The sequence below is a fragment of the Undibacterium pigrum genome (assembly GCF_003201815.1).
Classification (GTDB): domain Bacteria; phylum Pseudomonadota; class Gammaproteobacteria; order Burkholderiales; family Burkholderiaceae_D; genus Undibacterium; species Undibacterium pigrum.
Genome location: NZ_QJKB01000001.1, coordinates 217,738 through 237,424, shown reverse-complemented (window position 1 = coordinate 237,424; position 19,687 = coordinate 217,738). Strand labels below are relative to the sequence as shown.

Sequence of the window (19,687 nt, the reverse complement as noted above, 5' to 3'; positions counted from 1 at the left end):
TCATTTAACACCTGGTCTGGGCAGGCTGACTGCACCCGGGATGGCGATATCATCACGCAGACGCAAGAATTTAAAACCCAGCAAGCGACGTGGCTTGGCCAGTTTGCTGGTCCTGGTTCTTTCATTGGTACGGCTAATGAAAGCATCAAAGCTCTCTTCCTTGACCTGTGGTTCACCAGAGTTCAGGAAATTGCGTTTGCCGTTGGCATCAACCACGACCAGACCTACGTGCGTGATGGATTGATATCCATCCTTGTCTGATACCACGTTCACAAAATCACCATCACGCAACTGATCCAGTATGGCACTTACTTTATCGGCTTTGACATAAGCTTCACGGCTGTTTTGTACCGGGATAGCGGTTTCCTTGTGATGTTGCTCGCGCAAGAATTTTGCTCTGTCGACGACGATGTCATAGCTTGCCACCTTATCTGCACCAAAACCGGCACTGACATCCTTGAGCAACCAGGCATTATTGGGATTCCAGTCCACTTCGGTGTAATGATTGCGTGTCGCCACACCGATCAAACCATCCTTGTAACGTATGCGTTGCAGGGTCCAGAAAAACTCTTCCCATGAACGGCTCAAGGCCATGGCATAGGTATGCTCGGCAAACACCAGGCAATCACTATGCGTCAGGCTATACATGGGAAGGCTGTCATGCAACTCGAAAGGGAATTCCCCCAGCAAATTGAGCTTATAGGGCTGACCTATATTTTTTCTGGCAATAAGGGCAATACGCTGGCGCAAGTCAGGTACGTTGACGTACAAATATGCCAGATACTGATCCACCTCTTGCGGTGTCATCTGGAAGATTTTCTTATTCTGGAAAGGTTCAGCAACCAGTTTAGCCGGTGTCGTCACCAGCTTATCCTGGGCTTGAACAGGAGCAGCGATCAAAAAGGCAGAAGCAAGGCTGAAAGCAAGAGCACGAAGCAACATAAGAAAACAAAATGAAAGATAAGGTCAGGCTTTATACCATAGCCTGCAATTTTCAACCCTGAAAAACAAAAACGCATACAGCTTGATTTGCTGTATGCGTTTTATGTGCATCAGTCCCTGCCTGTTTACACCAGTGCCTGCCTCGCTACCAGTACACCATCTGCATCGGCATAAATCCAGTCGCCCGGCTTGATGGCGACACCCGCCACATTGATACGGGCATCCCGCATGCCACCTCCATGCTTGGCGGCACGCAAAGGCATGGGTGCCATGGCGCGCACGCCAATATTGCAAGCATTGATTTCGTCCACATCGCGGATGCAACCATGGACAACAATGCCTGCCCAGCCATTTTTTTCAGCCAGCGCAGCCAGGTTACCGCCCATCAGAGCACAACGGAAGCTACCGCCACCGTCTATGACCAGAACATGGCCATTGCCCGGTTTTTCTAGCGTGTCCCTGACCAGTACATTGTCTTCAAAGACTTTGAGCGTCACAGCCTGACCGCTGAATTTGATAACGGTGCCATAGCGCATGAAGATAGGCGGAATGACCGCCAGTTCATGCGTAGCGATCTTGTCTTCGTTAGCATCACAAATATCACAGGTGGCAAAGCTCATGATTTATCCTCGTTAGTATGGAACCTCATTCTAACCAGCTAAACCACAATATTCAAACTGCCAGTGCCCTGGTTTTGCTACCAACATTGACGGCCGTCAAGATTGCCAGCACCTGGAAGAAACCTACACAGATAAATACCCAGGACGGATGGTGTGCATCCATGATGGCACCAAAGATCAGCGGTGCTACTGCCAAACCAGAATCCAGACCAGAATACACGATGCCATATACACGACCAGTCGCATTTTTGGGTGCAGCAGCGCGTATCATCAAGTCACGCGAAGGACCGGCAATACCTGAACCAAAACCGATGGCCCCCATGAGCAGAACAGCCACAGCCGCATTTACCGTACCGCTGGCCAGTATCAGGGAGAAGACCCCGGCAAAGCTGAAGGCCAGTGTAATGGTTCTGTCGTGATGGGTAGTCTTGGCGGCCAGGAAACCTCCCCACAACATACCAGCCGCCGAAGCCAGCATGTACAAAGTGTAAGCTGTAGTGGCTGACCCCAGCGACATGTCATACATCTGACGCAAACTGGCAGATGAGAAGCTTTGTATGCCGCCCAATGCCATGGCAGTCATGAAGAAAAAGCCAAAACACATCCACACTGCAGGTATGCGCATGAAATCCATAGCCCCCTCTGCCGCTTTGGATGCATGTGCCGCACTTTGATGTTGCACTACCTCGGTGTGTAGCAATTCCCTGTAAAAAAACAATATGGCCAACACGGTAAAAGGCAGGAAAGCCGCACAAAACAAAGCGGTACGCCAAGTTGTCAAGCCAGCGATGGTCACCAGAAACACAGGCGCCGCCGCCCAACCCAGGTTGCCCGTGATGCCATGCACAGAAAATGCATACCCCAGACGCTGGCTGGATACTTTCTTGTTGAGCAAGGTGTAATCAGATGGATGAAATACGCTATTGCCTACACCAGCCAGCATGGAACCCATCAAGAGCATGCCGTAATTTTGCGACATCGACAACACCAGAGCCGAGACGCCGAGGCAGCTAATCCCAAAAAATAATACTGCCCTGGCACCGACCTTGTCGACGATAAAGCCGGACATTGCCTGGCCTATGCCCGAAATCACAAAGAACACGGTCATCAGCAAACCCAGTTCCGCGAAGGACAGGCTAAACACGTCCTTAATCCAGGGGAATAAAGGCGCCAGTATCATATGGAAGAAATGGGAAATACCGTGGGCCAGGCCAACCAGGCTGATCACCATCACATCCTTTTTCATATTATCCGGCGCTGCCTGGTTTGTTGCTGCTGTCGTCATTGAAGTCTTCTCCTGTTTCCAAACGCGCTTGCACTGTAAAGCAAGCTATCAGTTAAGAGTGTATGCAAATTTACTCAGTCTGATTTAAGATAGATGGACAAACTTTATCGTATTTCCGCCAAACTGGGATTTATCATGGCAATTGACATTCTGACCGATACCCGCCCCCAGGCACCGGACAAGCGCCCTACGCCTGAGCGCCCGGTGCGTCTGGCCGCCAGGAATTTACCGACCGAAGAAGTCATCAGCATGCATAGCCACTCCTGGGGGCAATTCACTTACACGCCCCAGGGCATGATGCAAATACTGGCAAATAACAATACCTGGTTTGTGCCACCTTTAAGGGCCATCTGGATACCGCCGAATGTCGCGCATGAAGTACGCATCATAGAACCCTCGCATCTGCGGCTGCTGAACATTCATGCCGATTTTGCACCTTTTCGCGGTACGGATTGCCTGGTACTTGAAGTTTCGCCCCTGCTCAGGGAATTGATCGCTTGCATGGAAGTGATAGAAGTCGCCAGCCCGCGTGAATTTCATATTGCTGCGGTCATCATGGATGAATTGCAAGCAGCAAAAGCACTGCCGATACGCCTACCCATGCCCAGGGATAAACGGCTCAAAAACCTATGTGAAATTTTGCTGGCAGACCCGGCCTCTGGTCTGACGATGGAAGATTATGCGGTGCAGGTAGGCGCATCTTCGCGTACCCTGTCACGCCTGTTTGAGCAGGAACTCGATATGTCATTCACTGCATGGCGTCAGCAAATGCGCTTGTCCAAGGCATCGCCGTTGATCACCAGCGGCAAGCCCTTGTCGCAAGTAGCGTCTGAACTTGGCTATGCCAGCCAGTCAGCATTTTCTGCCATGTTCAAAAAGACTTTTGGTGAATCGCCTTCGAGCTTTTTCAAACAGAGATGAGTTCTGTTGATAAAAAAAGGGCAGCATTTGCACGCTGCCCCAACTTGCTTTCCTACAAAGGAATAGACCGGTAATCTATTCCTAAGTTCCCACTAATTTCAAACCAGTTCACCTGCCTTGCTAAATATCAGCTCATGGTCTTTGGCATCAATCGCAATTATATCTTTGGGACCAAATTTGCCTTGCAATATCAATTTGGACAAGACATTTTCTATCTCTTGCTGGATGGCACGCTTCAAAGGTCTTGCGCCATAGACAGGATCGAAACCAGCCTCTGCAATTTTTTGCAGCGCATCTTCACTGACCTGCAAACCCATGTCCATCTGGCGCAAACGCTGTTCCAGAGTCTTGAGCTGTATCTTCGCAATCGCACCTATGTTTTTCGCATCCAGCGCATGGAAGACCACGATTTCATCAATACGATTAATGAATTCAGGACGGAAATGAGTTTTAACTTCACCCATGACTGCCATCTTGATGACTCCCGGATCACTGCCTTCCATCGCCTGTATCTGATGCGAGCCCAGGTTGGATGTCATGACGATCACGGTATTTTTAAAGTCCACCGTGCGGCCTTGTCCATCCGTCATGCGGCCATCATCCAGCACCTGCAACAGCACGTTAAACACATCATGATGCGCTTTTTCAACTTCGTCCAGCAAAATCACGCTATACGGTTTACGTCTGACTGCCTCAGTCAGATAACCGCCCTCTTCATAGCCCACATAGCCAGGTGGCGCGCCTATCAGACGTGCAACCGAATGTTTTTCCATGAACTCACTCATGTCGATACGGATCAGGGATTCTTCTGTATCAAACATGAAATTCGCCAGCGCCTTGCACAACTCGGTTTTACCTACGCCAGTTGGCCCAAGGAACAGGAAAGAACCATAAGGACGGCCAGGGTCACCCAGACCAGAACGTGAACGGCGGATAGCGTCTGACACCGCAGTAATTGCCTCATGCTGACCAACGACACGCTGATGCAAGGCATCTTCCATATGCAATAGTTTCTCACGCTCGCCCTGCATCATGCGTGACACGGGTATGCCAGTTGCACGCGAGACAATCTCAGCAATTTCTTCAGCACCTACCTGCGTGCGCAAGAGCTTCATCTTGCTGCCATCTTGCTGGTTTTTATCCGCCTGGGTATCAGCATGCTTGAGTTGCGCTTCCAGCTCAGGCAATTGACCATACTGCAACTCAGACATGGTTTGCCAGTCGCCACGACGCTTGGCCTCATCCATTTGCAGACGAATTTTTTCTATTTCTTCCTTGATATGGGTGCTGCCTTGCACCAGCGCTTTTTCTGCTTTCCAGACTTCTTCGAGGTCAGCATATTCCAGCGACAACTTACCTATCTCCTCTTCTATCAGGACCAGGCGTTTTTTGGAGCCCTCATCTTTTTCACGCTTGACCGCTTCCTTCTCTATCTTCAGCTGTATCAAGCGACGATCCAGCTTATCCATGACTTCAGGCTTGGAATCTATCTCTATCTTGATCTTGGCCGCGGCTTCGTCAATCAAATCGATTGCCTTGTCTGGCAAGAAACGGTCAGTAATATAGCGGTGTGACAATTCTGCCGCTGCGACAATCGCAGGGTCGGTAATATCTACACCATGATGGACTTCGTATTTCTCTTGCAAGCCACGCAGGATCGCTATCGTTGCTTCTACGCTAGGTTCATCAACGATGATTTTCTGGAAACGGCGTTCCAGTGCTGCATCTTTTTCTATGTATTTGCGGTATTCATCCAGCGTGGTTGCGCCTACGCAATGCAATTCACCACGCGCCAGTGCCGGTTTCAGCATATTGCCAGCGTCCATCGCACCTTCTGCCTTGCCTGCGCCTACCATGGTGTGCAGCTCATCGATAAAGACGATGGTCTGGCCCTCATCCAGGGCGATTTCCTTGAGCACTGCTTTCAGGCGCTCTTCAAATTCACCACGGTATTTTGCACCAGCCAGCAAGGCCGCCATGTCCAGCGATAAGACGCGCTTGGACTTCAGGCTGTCTGGCACTTCACCATTGACAATACGCTGGGCCAAACCCTCAACAATGGCGGTTTTACCAACACCAGGCTCACCTATGAGCACAGGATTATTCTTGCTGCGACGCTGCAAGACCTGGATGGCGCGACGGATTTCATCGTCACGACCAATAACAGGGTCAAGCTTGCCCAGACGGGCACGCTCAGTCAGGTCCAGCGTGTATTTCTTCAATGCTTCGCGTTGCCCTTCGGCATCCTGGCTATCGACATTATTGCTGCCACGCACGGCGGCTATGGCTGCCTCGAGGGCTTTACGTGTCAGGCCATTTTCGCGTGCCAGTTTGCCTGCCTCAGACTTGTCATCTGTCAGGGCTAGCAAAATCATTTCACTGGCGAGGAACTGGTCCCCGCGCTTTTGTGATTCCTTGTCAGCCAGATTCAGCAGCCCCACGAGCTCACGCCCGGCCTGGACTTGCCCATCCGTACCGCTGACCTTGGGCAAACGCTCCAAAGCGGCTTTCAAGGCATTGCTGAGAGCAGTCACATTCACCCCTGCCCTTTGCAGCAAGGAATGGCTGCTGCCGTCGTCCTGGTTGATTAATGCCAACAAGACGTGCACAGGTTCTATGTATTGGTTATCATTGCCGACTGCCTGACTTTGCGCATCGGCGAGCGCTTCTTGTAGCTTGGTAGTTAATTTATCGAGCCGCATGACTCTCTCCTGAAGAATTAGTTAGCATACAATTTGGGGCAGGCAAGCCAATTTCAAGAATAGGCAGAGCTAAACTAGCAACGCATTCCCTGACGTTTGTTTTACATCAAAGACCACATGGATTTACACCAGATACAAATTACTTATCTTCCTGATCAGGATAGATTACTGCTCAAATTATCATTTGCAGAAAAAGATAAATCAGCAAGGCAAGAGATAGACCTCTTGTTTACTCGCCGTACCACCATGCAGTTCTGGCCCATGCTGCTGGAAGCCATGGGCAAGCAAGTCAAGATGAGCAAACCCAGCGCCGCCCATGCCAGTTCAGAGCTGGTGCAAATGGAACATGAAGCCTCGGTGGCTGAAATGAAGGATAGCGGCCACTTTAATGCGCCGCTGGAAGACGATGTTGAAAGCTGGCCGCTGGGCAAGGAAGCCATGTTGCCAGAAAATATACAATTTCACGTGCACGCAAAACTGCCATTCAGGATGGAATTCACTGTTGCCGGTGGCAAGAATTTTGAAATTGCCATGGGCAAGCGTTTGCTGCATGGCTTTTGCAAATTGTTCCAGGATGCCGTAGAAAAAGCAGACTGGGGCTTTACTCTGGAAATGCTGGGAAACGCGCCGGAGACACCTCCGGCGGGGATGTTGAACTGAACCAAAAGCTCAAACGAAAGACGGCAAAGTCTTAATCGAATTTGCCGGATTTTTTAAATTGATTGGTTGCATCTACCAGCGCAGCAGCGATACCACGCTCGCCACCAGAATGCCCTGCATCAGCAATCATCTGCAAACGCGCTTCTGGCCATGCCTGGTGCAGCCGGTGCGCAGTCACTGGCGGGCAAACCACATCATAGCGGCCTTGCACGATGACGGCTGGCAAGTGACGGATGCGGCCTATCTCCTGAATCAACTGGTCTTCGCGCATGAATGCACCATTGATCATGTAATGCGCTTCCAGCCTGCCCAGGCCTATGGCGATGGCATCTGACTCAAAATCGGCAATGGTATCTGCCTGCGGCAGCAAGAAGATGCAGGAGCCTTCGTAACGACTCCAGTTGCGTGCCGCCTCGGTGTAAATCGCCGGGTCGTCGCTGAACAAGCGTTTGGCATAAGCTTGCAGCAAGTCATGGCGTTCTTCTGCTGGTACACCCTCGGCAAAACGCTGGTGCACCTCTGGGAAGAACCATTTCATGCCGTTCACAAACCACTCCACCTCTACCTTGGTACACAGGAAAATACCCCTGAGCACAAATCCCAGGCAGCGCTCAGGATGCGCCTCGCCATAGGCCAGCGCCAGGGTGGAACCCCAGGAGCCGCCAAAAACCAGCCATTGTTCTATACCCAACATGGTGCGGATTTTTTCTATATCGTCTACCAGCAAGGCTGTCGTGTTATTGCGGTACTCCCCCAAAGGCGTGGATTTGCCCGCGCCACGCTGGTCAAACAATACGATACGATAATGCTCAGGGTCAAAGAAGCGACGATGGCTGGGCGCAGTACCCCCTCCGGGCCCGCCATGCAGGAAGATCACCGGCAGGCCATTGGGATTGCCACTCTCTTCCCAATACAGGGTATGGGTATCATCAACCGGCAGCATGCCAGTACGGTGTGGCTCTATGGCAGGAAACAAGGAAGTAGTGTCAGCGCTCATAAGGATAAGAGTGAAAAGGTGTCGTTGGGATAACTTGGAATAGGTAACAAGGATTATAACCATGTGCCTTAAGATGGAATAGGCAATATTACAATGCCGGAAGATGTATTGCGGTATAGACTTTTATTTTCTATGATGCTGTTTTTACATGAGCAGCCTTAATATGCCTTTATCTGATTCCCATGCAAATTTGAATGACCATGATCAACTGAGCATACCTGGCCTGCATGCCTATTGGTCGCGCATGATGGCGAGCCTGACCGGCAAGAGCACAGGCCATAATCCGAAATTTCATCGTGACCGCCTGCTCCTGCATGTACTTGGCCTCGGTCTGGAGCAAACATTGCATCATCTCGTGCAAAACCACCCTGATTTTGATGAGTTCAAGGCATGGATCATCGCAACTGCGGGCATGCCCACTGATAGCGTCATCGCCCGTTTACAAAATTTGTACATGGGCACACCTCTCCCGCCCGATATCTCGGGTTTATTTGAGCAAGTCAACAGCATGCCTGACGTGTTTGATAAAGAAGACTTACAGCATTGGGCCGAGCATGGCTTTGTTATCTTGACGGAAGCGGTGCCGCTTGCAGATTGCGCAATGGCAGCACAGACTATCTGGAATGCTTTGGGAGCAAGCGAAAATGATGAGGCATCCTGGTATCACAAAGGGCATACCAACATCATGGTGCAGTTATTCCAGTCACCTGCATTTGAAAAAAACCGCCGCTCGCTACGCATACATAAGGCATTTGCGCAATTGTGGGGAACGTCAAATTTATGGGCGACTACCGACCGTTGTAGCTTCAACGTACCAGAAACCCCCGGCCATGTTTTCCAGGGGCCAGACTTGCATTGGGATGTCAGCCTGCAGCAACCAGTGCCATTTGCCACTCAGGGGGTACTTTACCTGACCGACACGCCACCCGAGCAAGGAGCGCTGACGCTGGTTCCAGGCTTTCATCAAAGACTTGGAAAATGGTTGGATGAATTGCCTGAAAATGCTTATCCAAGAGAGCAGGATTTGCACGCATTGGGTTCGATACCCGTAGGCGGCAAGGCTGGCGACCTGGTCATATGGCATCAGGCCCTGCCACATGGCAGCAGGCCCAACCGTGGCAAGAAACCGCGCATCGTGCAATACATCAATATGTTGCCCAGCCACTTGCAAATACATGAGAACTGGCGCTGAACCCTACAGATAATTTATTGCATCAATGCTTTATAGGTGGCAAAACCAGCAAAGCAGCAAGCAATGGAACCAAGTAAATGTGTGCCACTGTGCAGTAAGGCCCAGCCATAATCACCGCGATGCAGCAGGCTCATGGCTTCTGCTGAAAATGTAGAAAATGTCGTCAAGCCACCGAGAAAACCAGTGATCAGAAAAAGCCGCCACTCTGGTGATAAATGTGGATAGGCAGAGAAAAAAGCGACAGAAAAACCAATGACATAAGCGCCACCCAGATTGGCGATCAGGGTACCAAGTGGCAGCGTTGGTACAGTATTGTTAAACCACAGACCCAAAGCCCAGCGCAGCCATGCGCCTAGTGCTGCTCCTATACCAACAGCCAGAGCACCCAGCCAGGTCATTCCGCCCCCTCTGCCCATTTTTGCAAGGCCAGATCATCGGTCTCACGCGCATCTACCCAGCGCGCGCCTTCTGGTGTCTGCTCTTTTTTCCAGAAAGGTGCCTGGGTTTTCAGGTAATCCATCATGAATTCACAGGCAGCAAAAGCATCACCACGATGGCGTGTCGCCACTGCTACCAATACTATCTGGTCTAGCGGTTGCAGCGGGCCTACCCTGTGGATGATAAGAGTGTTGATCAAATCCCAGCGCTCCTGCGCCTGTACAACTATCTTTTCCAGTGCTTTTTCCGTCATGCCAGGGTAGTGCTCCAGCTCCATGGCACTGATGTTCTGACCATCATTAATATCACGCACCAGACCAACAAAGCTGACTACGGCACCTATGCCAGGATTGTCCTGGCGCAGTTGCGCCAACTCAGCATTCAGATCAAAGTCAGCGGTCTGCACACGAATAGTCATGCCAGTCATTCCATCAGCCCCCGGTCACTGGCGGAAAGAAAGCCACTTCGGCTCCTTCGCTGATACGGGTATCAGGCTCGCACATTTGCTGGTTATACGCCATGCGCAAGGCACGCCCTGGTGCCAGCACCTCCGCCCAGACATCGCCTCGCGCAACCAGCCAGGCTCTGACTTCACCTACGGTGCCGACATCTTCAGGCAAGACTACTTTTTGCTCAGACATGCCGAGATTTTCACGGACACTGGCAAAGAAACGTAATTGTATATTCATCATCTAAGGGACCAAATATGGGCAACAAAAGCAGACAGATTACATCAGGCTGCTAAAGGGGATATATCGTACCAGCTCACCCTTTTGTATGCTTTGTCCAGGCGCAAGATCTATCAGTCCATCACCCCAGACTGTTGAAGTAAGCACACCTGAGCTCTGATTGGCGAACAAATCCAGGCCACCTTCAGCGTTCACGCGGGCACGCAAGAATTCATTGCGACGATCCGGTTTTAACCAGTCAAAATCTGCGCGCACCTGATAAGCAGCAGGTGTCACCTTTTCCACGCCCTGCATGCGCAAAATAAACGGACGCACAAACAGCAGGAAAGTCACGAAGCTTGATACCGGATTGCCCGGCAAACCCATGAAAAATGCCTTGCCCACTTCACCAAAAGCCAAAGGCTTGCCCGGCTTCATGGCGATCTGCCACATGTTTAGGCTGCCCTCCGCTTCAACGGCGGGCCGTATATGATCTTCTTCACCTACTGAAACACCGCCAGATGTGATGATGAGATCATGCTCCTGGCTGGCGCGGCGCAAAGTGTCGCGTGTTGCATCCAGCTTGTCTGGTACGATGCCATAGTCAGTTACAACGCAACCAAGGTCTTGCAGCAAACCTGTCAGAGTAAAACGATTGGAATTGTAGATGGCCCCTGGCTTCAAAGACTCACCGGGCATGGTCAGTTCATCACCGGTAAAAAACACGGCTACTCTGGGAGGACGTAGTACAGGCAATCGCGCCAGACCGACCGAAGCTGCCAGACCAAGTTCCTGCGCGCGCAAGCGCGTGCCAGCTTTCAATATCGTCGCCCCAGCCTGGATATCCTCCCCCTGGCGACGAACCCATTCGCCCGCCTTGGGCTGGTGCCTGATCATCACGAAATCGCCGTCAGCCTGGCACTGCTCCTGCATGACGACCGCATCTGCGCCCTCAGGTATCATGGCTCCGGTGAAGATGCGCGCTGCTGTGCCTGGCTCCAGAGCCTGAGGAACATGGCCAGCCGGTATCCTTTGTGAAATACGCAAGAGCGCCTCGCCGCTGGCGCAATCGCTGGCAAATACAGCATATCCATCCATCTGGGTATTATCTGCTGGCGGCACATGCAATAGCGATGCCTGATCCTGCGCCAGAATTCGGCCATTGGCAGCAATCGTCATCAGCGTTTCTGCACAGTCAATGGGGCGTACCGCCGATAATAAAAAATCCAGCGCTTCTTTGGTGCTCAGCATGGGTTTGGACATGGTTCAGGACCCCGGTTCCACTTGTTTTATAGTTGCGACATTGTAGCTTGAGTCAAGGCAACAGGGGGCATGCTGGAACCATGAAGAAGGTCAAAAAAAAATCCACCCGCAATAAAGCTGGTGGATTTTTTCAGATTCAAATAGTGATCGTCCAGCCACTCTGGCTGGACACTAACTCAAGGCACTATGGCTAACTGGCCATTCTGGACGGTTACTCTGACCCTGTCGCCGACACGGTAGTAATTATTCGGCTCAACCAGTACGGCACGTTGATCACCATTGTGCAAGCGTATCGTCAGCTCCAGTTTATTTCTTGGCGTGGAGTTGCGCTCCATTTCATTGCCGATCACGCCACCGGCAATCGCACCACCTACAGTAGCAAGATCGCGTCCCGTGCCCTTACCGACCTGGTGCCCGAGCACACCGCCAATCAATGCGCCGACCACTGCGCCACCACCAGAAGAACCGCCGCTACCGACATTCACTTCACGCATACCAACAATTACCGCTGTATCCACATAAGAATTTTGATATTGCTGAGGGTAATTCTGTGGATTTTGTCCATAAGCCGGGTATTGAGGCTGGGTCTGGTACTGTGAAGGATACTGATTTTGCGCTTGCGCTGGGTAACGCTGAGTCGCACATCCCGCCAGTACGCTCACAAGGGCAATCGTGGTCAGGATAGTAAGCTTGCGCATAATGAACTCCAAAAAAAGTAAAAAGTAAAAAGTAAAAACCAGATAAGCAATTAACGCAGCAACAGGATTCTTGTTGACTGCCAGTGGGAAAATACTGCGGCATCCATGCTTATCTGCAGGCTCTCATAGGCGAGCCAATTGCCGACAATAGCTCATGCGCCCTCATTTCTGCCTTCATAACTAATAGAAATCATTAAAAATAGATAAATTTGCATTTAAAAAGAATAAATTTAATCTCAAATCATCATCAAATGATAATTTAGGTACAAATAAGAACGATTATCATTTACTTTCGCATATCATTTCGTTACAATTGCGCACTGTTTTTTTACATTCCCACCTCAGCCATTCCTCAAGAAAAGCCAGCGGTATTTATTTTTAAACTTATTTTCCCCCAGGAAATATCATGGCCCACATCAAGAGTCGCAAGCACAAGCACGCCCTTTTTAGTTCACTCGGCAATTCTCGCATCAACCATACGATGACTGTCGCCGCTGCCGCATTTTTGTTGCCTATCGCTGCTCAGGCCGCTGATCCGGCATTACCAGAAGTTAAAGTGACAGCAAAAACAGAAAATGACTTCAAAGCTGACAAAGCCTCTTCTGCAAAATACACACAACCGCTGGTCGATACGACACAAACCATTACCGTTATCAAACGCGAACTGATAGACCAGCAAGGTGCCTTGACGCTGACAGAAGCGCTGCGTAATACGCCAGGCGTGGGCGCATTCTTCCTGGGTGAAAACGGCAGCACCAGCACTGGTGATACGATTTACATGCGCGGCTTTGATGCTTCCAGCAGCATTTATGTAGATGGCGTACGTGATCTGGGTTCCATTTCCCGTGACCTGTTCAATATAGAACAAATCGACGTACTCAAAGGCCCTGCTGGCACAGACAGTGGCCGTGGCTCACCTACCGGCTCTGTCAATCTGGTCAGCAAAAAGGCTCATCTTGACGATGCGATTCTGGGCAGCGCGACTATCGGCAGCGCCAGTCAAAAACGTATTGCACTTGACTGGAACAAAGCTATCAGCGCTGAGCAAGGCTCTGCTTTCCGCCTGAACATATTTGATCAGGACAGTGGCGTGGTTGGCCGTAATGAAGTTAAAAACAAACGCTGGGGTGTTGCACCTTCCTTTGCCTTTGGCCTGAAGTCCCCTACCCGTTTCTATCTGAACTACCTGCATGTACAGCAAGACAATGTGCCCGATGGTGGCGTGCCTACAGTAGGCTTGCCAGGCTACAGCTCACCTGACGCTAAACGTCCTTTCATCGGTACTGCACCTAAAGTCGACCCAAAGAATTTCTATGGTTCTGTGAACGACTTTGACAAAGTCACCGCTGACATGCTGACTGGCCGTATCGAACACGACTTCAGCAACACCCTCAAATTGATCAATACTGCACGCTATGGCAAAACCAGTCAGCATTATCTGCTGACATCTTTCATGGGCTCTGCGGCCAATCTGTTGACACCATCAACAACAGATCTGTCGACCTGGACACTGGCACGCGGCACACGCACTTTGAAAGACCAGGAAAATGAAATCCTGACCAACCAGACCAATCTGATTGCGGACCTGGATCTGGGCGGCTTGAAGCATAGTGTAGTCGGCGGCATAGAAGTCACCAGCGAAAAACAAAATACCTGGGGCAATGATGGCCTGGGTACTTTGCCAGCAGCGAATTTCTATAACCCTAACCCGAACGACAAAGTCACTGGCCTGAACCCGGTACGTAATGCAGTCTTCACGCGTGGCGCAACCAATACTGTCAGTGCCTATGTATTTGACACGATCAAGTTCAGCCCTGAATGGCAAGCCAATGCAGGCGTACGTATTGATCACTACAGTACAGACTATTCTGCCGCCAGTTTGTCCACGGCGACGGCCAACCCGACTTTACCAGTTGGCACACCTATCCCAACCAATATCAATATGGCTGGCAACCTGGTCAACTTCAAACTGGGTGCATTGTATAAGCCAACTAAAGACAGCAGCATCTATGCTTCTTATTCGACTTCCAAGCAACCACCAGGTGGCTCCAACTTTGCATTGAGTACATCCGCCAGCAGCGCTGCCAATCCCAAGTTTGATCCACAAGAAACCAAGAACATGGAAATTGGTACCAAGTGGGATTTGCTGGATCAAAAACTGTCCTTCACAGCAGCCATCTACCGTACAGAAGTATCCAATGACATCGTACAAAACCTGGCTGACTTGATGTACTACCAAACTGGTAAAAAGCGTGTACAAGGTCTGGAACTGGGCGTAACTGGTGCAATCAACCGCAACTGGCTGGTCAGCGCAGGCTATACCCGCATGGACACCAGTGTTGAGAGCGGCCCTCTGGTTACAGCTAGCGGCATCAACAACCTGAGCTACACACCAAAACAAAGCCTGACTGCATGGACTTCTTACCAACTGCCTATGGGTATCAAACTCGGTGGTGGTACACGTTTTGTTGATGCACTGTTGCGCGGCACCGATGGCGCTGTTGGTACACCAGCAAAAACAGAATCCTACTGGGTAGTTGATGCCATGGCCAGCTATGCAATCACCAAGAATGTAGACCTGCAATTGAACATCAACAACCTGACTGACAAAGTCTATGTTGCTGCCATCAATAAGAGCGGTTACCGTTACACTCCAGGCGCACCAAGGTCTGCCAGCCTGACAGCAAATGTGAAATTCTAAATCTGAAGTAACATTAGCCCCTCACTCCCCCTGAGGGGCTTTTTTCTGGAGCAATAGCAATGATGTTACATATACCTGGCGTGCTCAGCCGTGAGCAAGTCAGCGCAATAAGACTACGGCTGGACGCAGCAAACTGGGTAGATGGCAAGCAAACAGTAGGCGCGCAAGGTGCCCAGGTCAAACGCAACCGTCAACTGCCTGAACATTCTGCGCTGGCACAGGAACTGGGTCATATCGTCCTGGCTGCCCTAAAAAACAATCCCCTGTTCTTTGCTGCAGCCCTGCCCTTGCGCATAGTCCCGCCACTGTTCAACTCCTACGCTGGTGGCGAACATTATGGCCTGCACGTTGATGGCGCCGTACGCAATGTCGCCAATGCCAATTACAGCCTGCGCACCGATGTATCTTCCACCCTGTTCTTGTGTGATCCGGAAGAATATGATGGCGGCGAACTTGAAGTGGTTGATACCTATGGCACGCATGAAGTCAAATTGCCAGCCGGTGACCTGATACTTTATCCATCCACCAGCCTGCACCAGGTCTTGCCAGTCACACGTGGTGAGCGCGTATGTTCATTCCTGTGGACACAAAGCATGATACGAGATGATGCCCGCCGCACCATGCTGTTTGAAATGGACCAGAACATTACCCGCCTGCGTAGCCAGCTTGGTGACAGTCCAGAAGTGTTGAGCCTGACTGGTCAATACCATAACCTCTTGCGCATGTGGTCTGAGACCTGAAGTCCCCCCAGATTTTCATCAGTATTTGCTCATACTATCCCCGACAACTGCCGGGGATTTTTTTATCTACTCAAACTGCCGCTCAGAAATCCCAGCAAAGCCTGCCAATGAACTGTGCAATTCCTCACGTATCACTACCTGGGTAACAGGCAAGCTCAAAAATTTTAATGAGAATTATTCTTATTTATATCAATTTTGAGGAATTATACAAACCTTCTTTTCAATCCTGGGCGTCTTCCTCTCCTATCGTACAACTTTGAGAAATGCAATTCCCCTATAATATGCAGGCCCTGCCTTACTTTGTATGTCTGCTTCAAGGCAGCAAAATAGCAATAATGCTTCAGACAGATTGAGGAAAACTGCAAAATCAAATAATCTGCATATGCAACTCAACATACTTATCAGCCAGAAAAACCGGAGCATGGATGCTTAAGCCGTTTGCCGCATATCTGTCCAATAAAAGATTTGAGTCCCTTGATGGCTTGCGTGCCATCAGCATCATTGCCGTCATCTGGCATCACACTGCCCCGGCCAGCGTTCATGCAATCCTTGCCAGTATAGGTGCGCAAGGCGTGCAATTATTCTTTGCCATCAGCGGTTTTTTGATCACCAGCTTGTTGCTCAGAGAGCGCGAACGCAATGGCAAGATAGATCTCAAGGCATTTTACCTGCGCCGTTCCTTGCGTATCTTCCCGCTGTATTACGGCACATTGGCGTTGTATATCATCCTGGTATTTTTGCTTGAACGCCATACAGCGGTAGGCCAGGCTTTTTTCCAGAACCTGATTTACTTCGCCACTTATACATCGAATTTATTTGTAGCTCTGGATGGGCGGGTGATTTTTTATTTTGCCTGGTCGCTGGCCGCTGAAGAACAATTTTACCTGGTGTGGCCGCCATTGCTTTTATTAGCAGGAACAGCCAGACGAGCCAGCCTCATCCTGATAGTCGTCATCACGGCTTGCATCATGAGTCAATTACTGGGCCTGCAAGGTCTTGATGTGATTCAACTGCCCATCGTCCTCGGTGCCTTGCTGGCGATAGGCATGCACCATGAAAAAACTTTTATGTGGCTGTACGCCCTGCTTGGACAGACATGGTCTGCACCACTGGCTTTCGTTGCATTACTGCTTGGTCTGCTCAGCAATGTCGTGCCTGGCTTTGTTTCATCCATATTGTTTGCGGCACTGGTAGGTTCTTGCGTGATACGGGAACAGCATCCCCTCACAGGCTTGCTTACATTCAAGCCCCTCGCCTACCTGGGAACGATCAGCTACGGCATGTATATGCTGCATATGCTGTGCAAGAACTTAGTCAGCAAGCTGTTAAACGCGTTCCACGTTACCGATGCAGGTATCACAGTCTTCCTGCTCACCCTGCTCATCACCACCGCCGTGGCCAGCGTCAGCTTCCGCTATTATGAATCCTGGTTCCTGGGCTGGAAAACGCGCTTTGAACGCTAAAGGCCTATCTCTAAGCGCCCTGCCAGGTAAATTGCTCAAGCTTGGCGGTTGATCTTCTTCTGCCCCAGCGATCAATATTGGAGTCAAACAAGGGGATCAAACCAGCAAACCTGGCCTGCCAGGAATTGTTGGCCCTGAACCTGACCAGGCTTTCTGCACTACTGCGATGTAGCAGGCATGCCTTGAGCAGCCGGGAAAACTTGCTACCTTCGTCGTATAAGAACACACCGTCTTCTTCTGCCCGCAATGACATTTCACCGAAATTCGAAGACAAAACAGGTATGCCCAGGGAGCGGTATTCATAATATTTGATAGGGTCCACCGATGCCGTCAACAGCTTGCGCTTGAACGGGATCAGTCCGACGGAAAACTTTTGCATGGCGCGCATCGCTTCCGCATGGCTGCATGCAGGCAGGATTTGCACATTGTCTGGCAAGGCGCATGGTGGCGGCGTGAACACCGGGCCTATCAGCCGAACACGCGCCTGCGGATCGCTGATAATCAGTGAAGACGCCAGTTTCACCAGCGCCTCCCAGTCAAACCAGTGGCCTATGGTGCCGACATAGCCATATACAGGTGCCTGCGCTGACCTTGGCAATGCGGGGGGCAGATTGTCACTGTCACAGGCATTCAAAATCAGGCTGAGTTTATCTTCATGCTCAGAAAACCTTGATACAGCACTGGAAGACACTACAATTTTATTTACCCTGGCAGCCAGGTGGCGCTCAGTAAATTCCATGGCCTTACTGGAAATACCTTCATAGAAAGCAGGAAAATCATCCATGGCATCGTAAAGAGAAGGCAGTTCAGGATGACGTGCCATGGCTTGCAAGGCGAGCTTGGAAGGCTTGCCCACCACAATCTGTGTCTTGCCGCCAGAGATGAAAGCGTCTATTTCTGCCATGGTCTTGCGCCATAGCCATTGGTGCAGATAACCTGAGGCAGGCAATGGCTCTATGGGGAGTGCTGGCACTTCCACCAGCTTCAGCCAGTCTGCCTGTAGCGGGTTTTCCTGTGTTTTCACAGTTGAACAAGAGCGCGGCTTTTGCTCCATTTTCGCTGCAAGTATGCGTTGCACATCAGCGATGCCCGGCAAGCGTGTGGGATAAGGATCTACCCACAACACCCTGGCTTTGAATTGCTGATGAAACCACTGCACAAACTGATGCGGCCTTTGTGCAAAGCTATGCCAGGGTACAGGCGAGAAATAGACGAGGCGCATCATGCAGGCTCAGTTTCTAAGCCAACTTCAAGCTCCGCATCAACCGGCTGAAGTGCAGATGCCGGTTCGCCGGCGAAATGCTGCTGCAGCACTTGCACAATACGTCCTGCCGCCAGGCCATCGCCATAAGGAGATACACCCCTGGCCATGGCACGGTAAGCTGCCTCATCATCCAGCAGGATTTGGGCTTCGGCGACGATATTTTCAAAATTGGCACCCACCAGTTTCACTACACCCTGCTCCACTGCCTCAGGACGCTCGGTTTCTTCGCGCAAGACCAGTACAGGTTTTGCCAGAGCAGGTGCTTCTTCCTGCACACCACCAGAATCGCTGATGATCAGGTAGGCACGCTTCATGGCTGCGACAAAGGGGGCATAGTCCAGCGGTTCACACAAATGAATATTGGCACATTGCCCCAGGGTAGCGTGGGCAACTTCCTTGACGTTTGGATTTGGATGCACAGGATAAAGGAATTGCACGTCCGGATTATCTGTTGCCAGCTTGAGTATGGCGCGGCAGATATGCGCAAAAGGTTCACCAAAATTTTCACGTCTGTGAGAAGTCACCAATACCAGGCGCTTGCTGGCATCAAGCTCTATGCCCAGGTCGAGGTCACGTTCTGCCGTCATCAACAGGGCATCGATCACGGTATTGCCAGTGACGATAATGTCGGTATCTGAGACGCCCTCTTTCAAGAGATTCTGACGTGAGCTTTCAGTAGGTGCAAAATGCCAGTGCGCCAAACGGCCAGTCAGTACGCGATTGATCTCTTCCGGGAATGGATTATCCCTGTCCCAGGTGCGCAAACCGGCTTCCACATGGCCTATGGCTATTCTGTGATAGAAGCAGGCCAGCGATACTGTCATCACTGTCGTTGTATCACCCTGTACCAAAACCACATCCGGCTTTTCTGCCAGCAAGACTTCATCCAGATCAAGCAACATGCGGCCAGTCAATGTGGTCAGTGACTGGTTGGGGCGCATCATGTTCAAATCGATGTCGGCTTCAATATCAAAGAAAGCTAATACCTGGTCCAGCATCTGCCTGTGCTGGGCAGTCGCCAGGACGCGCACTTGCGCCCAGGGTTGCTGTTGCAAGGCAAGTATGACGGGAGCCATCTTGATGGCTTCAGGGCGCGTACCAACTACACACAGTATTTTTTTCATGATGATATT

General features: G+C 50.8%; 18 protein-coding genes. 6 read left to right on the top strand and 12 right to left on the bottom strand.

All coding sequences use genetic code 11. The annotated features are described in order from the left end of the window. From DFR42_RS01110 to DFR42_RS01100, 3 genes are all read right to left on the bottom strand, one after another. The gene (locus DFR42_RS01110; RefSeq protein ID WP_110253109.1) at window positions 1–942 is read right to left on the bottom strand and encodes an N-acetylmuramoyl-L-alanine amidase-like domain-containing protein; all 942 of its coding nucleotides are present in this window, start codon (window positions 940–942) and stop codon (window positions 1–3) included. A 125-nt stretch (window positions 943–1,067) separates the two neighbouring features. Continuing rightward, window positions 1,068–1,562: a ribonuclease E activity regulator RraA gene (gene rraA / locus DFR42_RS01105; protein ID WP_110253108.1), complete on the bottom strand. Its 495-nt coding sequence runs from the start codon at window positions 1,560–1,562 to the stop codon at window positions 1,068–1,070. A 52-nt stretch (window positions 1,563–1,614) separates the two neighbouring features. Continuing rightward, on the bottom strand, window positions 1,615–2,847 hold the full coding sequence (locus tag DFR42_RS01100; RefSeq protein WP_110253107.1) for an MFS transporter: 1,233 nt from the start codon (window positions 2,845–2,847) through the stop codon (window positions 1,615–1,617). A gap of 135 nt (window positions 2,848–2,982) precedes the next feature. Here DFR42_RS01100 and DFR42_RS01095 point away from each other — a divergent pair, with 135 nt between their 5' ends. Further along, on the top strand, window positions 2,983–3,768 hold the full coding sequence (locus DFR42_RS01095; RefSeq protein ID WP_110254179.1) for an AraC family transcriptional regulator: 786 nt from the start codon (window positions 2,983–2,985) through the stop codon (window positions 3,766–3,768). A 98-nt stretch (window positions 3,769–3,866) separates the two neighbouring features. Here the strand turns inward: DFR42_RS01095 and clpB are convergent, their stop codons facing one another. Continuing rightward, the gene (gene clpB / locus DFR42_RS01090; protein WP_110253106.1) at window positions 3,867–6,470 is read right to left on the bottom strand and encodes an ATP-dependent chaperone ClpB; all 2,604 of its coding nucleotides are present in this window, start codon (window positions 6,468–6,470) and stop codon (window positions 3,867–3,869) included. A 117-nt stretch (window positions 6,471–6,587) separates the two neighbouring features. Between clpB and DFR42_RS01085 the strand changes: the two genes are divergently transcribed. Continuing rightward, on the top strand, window positions 6,588–7,130 hold the full coding sequence (locus DFR42_RS01085) for a hypothetical protein (protein WP_110253105.1): 543 nt from the start codon (window positions 6,588–6,590) through the stop codon (window positions 7,128–7,130). 31 nt (window positions 7,131–7,161) lie between these two features. On the opposite strand, the gene pip is transcribed toward DFR42_RS01085, so the two are convergent. Beyond that, on the bottom strand, window positions 7,162–8,127 hold the full coding sequence (gene pip / locus DFR42_RS01080) for a prolyl aminopeptidase (RefSeq protein ID WP_110253104.1): 966 nt from the start codon (window positions 8,125–8,127) through the stop codon (window positions 7,162–7,164). Window positions 8,128–8,290: 163 nt separating this feature from the next. On the opposite strand from pip, the gene DFR42_RS01075 reads away from it, so the two are divergent. Next, the gene (locus DFR42_RS01075) at window positions 8,291–9,319 is read left to right on the top strand and encodes a phytanoyl-CoA dioxygenase family protein (protein WP_245936783.1); all 1,029 of its coding nucleotides are present in this window, start codon (window positions 8,291–8,293) and stop codon (window positions 9,317–9,319) included. A 14-nt stretch (window positions 9,320–9,333) separates the two neighbouring features. Here the strand turns inward: DFR42_RS01075 and crcB are convergent, their stop codons facing one another. The 5 genes from crcB to DFR42_RS01050 all read right to left on the bottom strand — a co-directional run bounded on the left by crcB (window position 9,334) and on the right by DFR42_RS01050 (window position 12,386). Next, complete coding sequence (crcB, locus tag DFR42_RS01070; RefSeq protein WP_110253103.1) at window positions 9,334–9,717, bottom strand: fluoride efflux transporter CrcB; 384 nt, start codon at window positions 9,715–9,717, stop codon at window positions 9,334–9,336. Further along, window positions 9,714–10,175: a molybdopterin synthase catalytic subunit MoaE gene (moaE, locus tag DFR42_RS01065; RefSeq protein WP_110253102.1), complete on the bottom strand. Its 462-nt coding sequence runs from the start codon at window positions 10,173–10,175 to the stop codon at window positions 9,714–9,716. Before moaE ends, crcB begins: the two co-directional genes overlap by 4 nt. Before the next feature lie 13 nt (window positions 10,176–10,188). Then, window positions 10,189–10,446: a molybdopterin converting factor subunit 1 gene (gene moaD / locus DFR42_RS01060; protein ID WP_110254177.1), complete on the bottom strand. Its 258-nt coding sequence runs from the start codon at window positions 10,444–10,446 to the stop codon at window positions 10,189–10,191. A gap of 39 nt (window positions 10,447–10,485) precedes the next feature. Continuing rightward, a complete protein-coding gene (locus DFR42_RS01055; protein WP_245936782.1) occupies window positions 10,486–11,688 on the bottom strand; it encodes a molybdopterin molybdotransferase MoeA in 1,203 nt (400 codons plus the stop codon). Window positions 11,689–11,864: 176 nt separating this feature from the next. Continuing rightward, entirely contained in the window at window positions 11,865–12,386 is a 522-nt protein-coding gene (locus DFR42_RS01050; RefSeq protein ID WP_110253101.1) for an outer membrane lipoprotein, read from the bottom strand. A gap of 406 nt (window positions 12,387–12,792) precedes the next feature. On the opposite strand from DFR42_RS01050, the gene DFR42_RS01045 reads away from it, so the two are divergent. The 3 genes from DFR42_RS01045 (at window position 12,793) to DFR42_RS01035 (ending at window position 17,290) form a co-directional block, all read left to right on the top strand. Then, window positions 12,793–15,087, top strand: coding sequence for a catecholate siderophore receptor Fiu (locus DFR42_RS01045; protein WP_110253100.1), 2,295 nt, complete (start codon window positions 12,793–12,795; stop codon window positions 15,085–15,087). Window positions 15,088–15,146: 59 nt separating this feature from the next. Continuing rightward, the gene (locus DFR42_RS01040; protein WP_110253099.1) at window positions 15,147–15,827 is read left to right on the top strand and encodes a Fe2+-dependent dioxygenase; all 681 of its coding nucleotides are present in this window, start codon (window positions 15,147–15,149) and stop codon (window positions 15,825–15,827) included. Between the two features lie 425 nt (window positions 15,828–16,252). Beyond that, complete coding sequence (locus DFR42_RS01035) at window positions 16,253–17,290, top strand: acyltransferase family protein (protein ID WP_110253098.1); 1,038 nt, start codon at window positions 16,253–16,255, stop codon at window positions 17,288–17,290. 10 nt (window positions 17,291–17,300) lie between these two features. On the opposite strand, the gene DFR42_RS01030 is transcribed toward DFR42_RS01035, so the two are convergent. Next, window positions 17,301–18,515, bottom strand: coding sequence for a glycosyltransferase family protein (locus DFR42_RS01030; RefSeq protein WP_211324101.1), 1,215 nt, complete (start codon window positions 18,513–18,515; stop codon window positions 17,301–17,303). Next, window positions 18,512–19,678, bottom strand: a complete 1,167-nt coding sequence (gene wecB / locus DFR42_RS01025) for a non-hydrolyzing UDP-N-acetylglucosamine 2-epimerase (RefSeq protein WP_110253097.1) — start codon at window positions 19,676–19,678, stop codon at window positions 18,512–18,514. Before wecB ends, DFR42_RS01030 begins: the two co-directional genes overlap by 4 nt. Window positions 19,679–19,687: the final 9 nt, after the last annotated feature.

Excerpts from the sequence above, each read along its gene's own strand:
- DFR42_RS01110 (WP_110253109.1), bottom strand. The coding sequence starts at position 942 with ATGTTGCTTCGTGCTCTTGCTTTCAGCCTTGCTTCTGCCTTTTTGATC.
- rraA (WP_110253108.1), bottom strand. The coding sequence starts at position 1,562 with ATGAGCTTTGCCACCTGTGATATTTGTGATGCTAACGAAGACAAGATC.
- DFR42_RS01100 (WP_110253107.1), bottom strand. The coding sequence starts at position 2,847 with ATGACGACAGCAGCAACAAACCAGGCAGCGCCGGATAATATGAAAAAG.
- DFR42_RS01095 (WP_110254179.1), top strand. The coding sequence starts at position 2,983 with ATGGCAATTGACATTCTGACCGATACCCGCCCCCAGGCACCGGACAAG.
- clpB (WP_110253106.1), bottom strand. The coding sequence starts at position 6,470 with ATGCGGCTCGATAAATTAACTACCAAGCTACAAGAAGCGCTCGCCGAT.
- DFR42_RS01085 (WP_110253105.1), top strand. The coding sequence starts at position 6,588 with ATGGATTTACACCAGATACAAATTACTTATCTTCCTGATCAGGATAGA.
- pip (WP_110253104.1), bottom strand. The coding sequence starts at position 8,127 with ATGAGCGCTGACACTACTTCCTTGTTTCCTGCCATAGAGCCACACCGT.
- DFR42_RS01075 (WP_245936783.1), top strand. The coding sequence starts at position 8,291 with ATGCCTTTATCTGATTCCCATGCAAATTTGAATGACCATGATCAACTG.
- crcB (WP_110253103.1), bottom strand. The coding sequence starts at position 9,717 with ATGACCTGGCTGGGTGCTCTGGCTGTTGGTATAGGAGCAGCACTAGGC.
- moaE (WP_110253102.1), bottom strand. The coding sequence starts at position 10,175 with ATGACTATTCGTGTGCAGACCGCTGACTTTGATCTGAATGCTGAGTTG.
- moaD (WP_110254177.1), bottom strand. The coding sequence starts at position 10,446 with ATGAATATACAATTACGTTTCTTTGCCAGTGTCCGTGAAAATCTCGGC.
- DFR42_RS01055 (WP_245936782.1), bottom strand. The coding sequence starts at position 11,688 with ATGTCCAAACCCATGCTGAGCACCAAAGAAGCGCTGGATTTTTTATTA.
- DFR42_RS01050 (WP_110253101.1), bottom strand. The coding sequence starts at position 12,386 with ATGCGCAAGCTTACTATCCTGACCACGATTGCCCTTGTGAGCGTACTG.
- DFR42_RS01045 (WP_110253100.1), top strand. The coding sequence starts at position 12,793 with ATGGCCCACATCAAGAGTCGCAAGCACAAGCACGCCCTTTTTAGTTCA.
- DFR42_RS01040 (WP_110253099.1), top strand. The coding sequence starts at position 15,147 with ATGATGTTACATATACCTGGCGTGCTCAGCCGTGAGCAAGTCAGCGCA.
- DFR42_RS01035 (WP_110253098.1), top strand. The coding sequence starts at position 16,253 with ATGCTTAAGCCGTTTGCCGCATATCTGTCCAATAAAAGATTTGAGTCC.
- DFR42_RS01030 (WP_211324101.1), bottom strand. The coding sequence starts at position 18,515 with ATGATGCGCCTCGTCTATTTCTCGCCTGTACCCTGGCATAGCTTTGCA.
- wecB (WP_110253097.1), bottom strand. The coding sequence starts at position 19,678 with ATGAAAAAAATACTGTGTGTAGTTGGTACGCGCCCTGAAGCCATCAAG.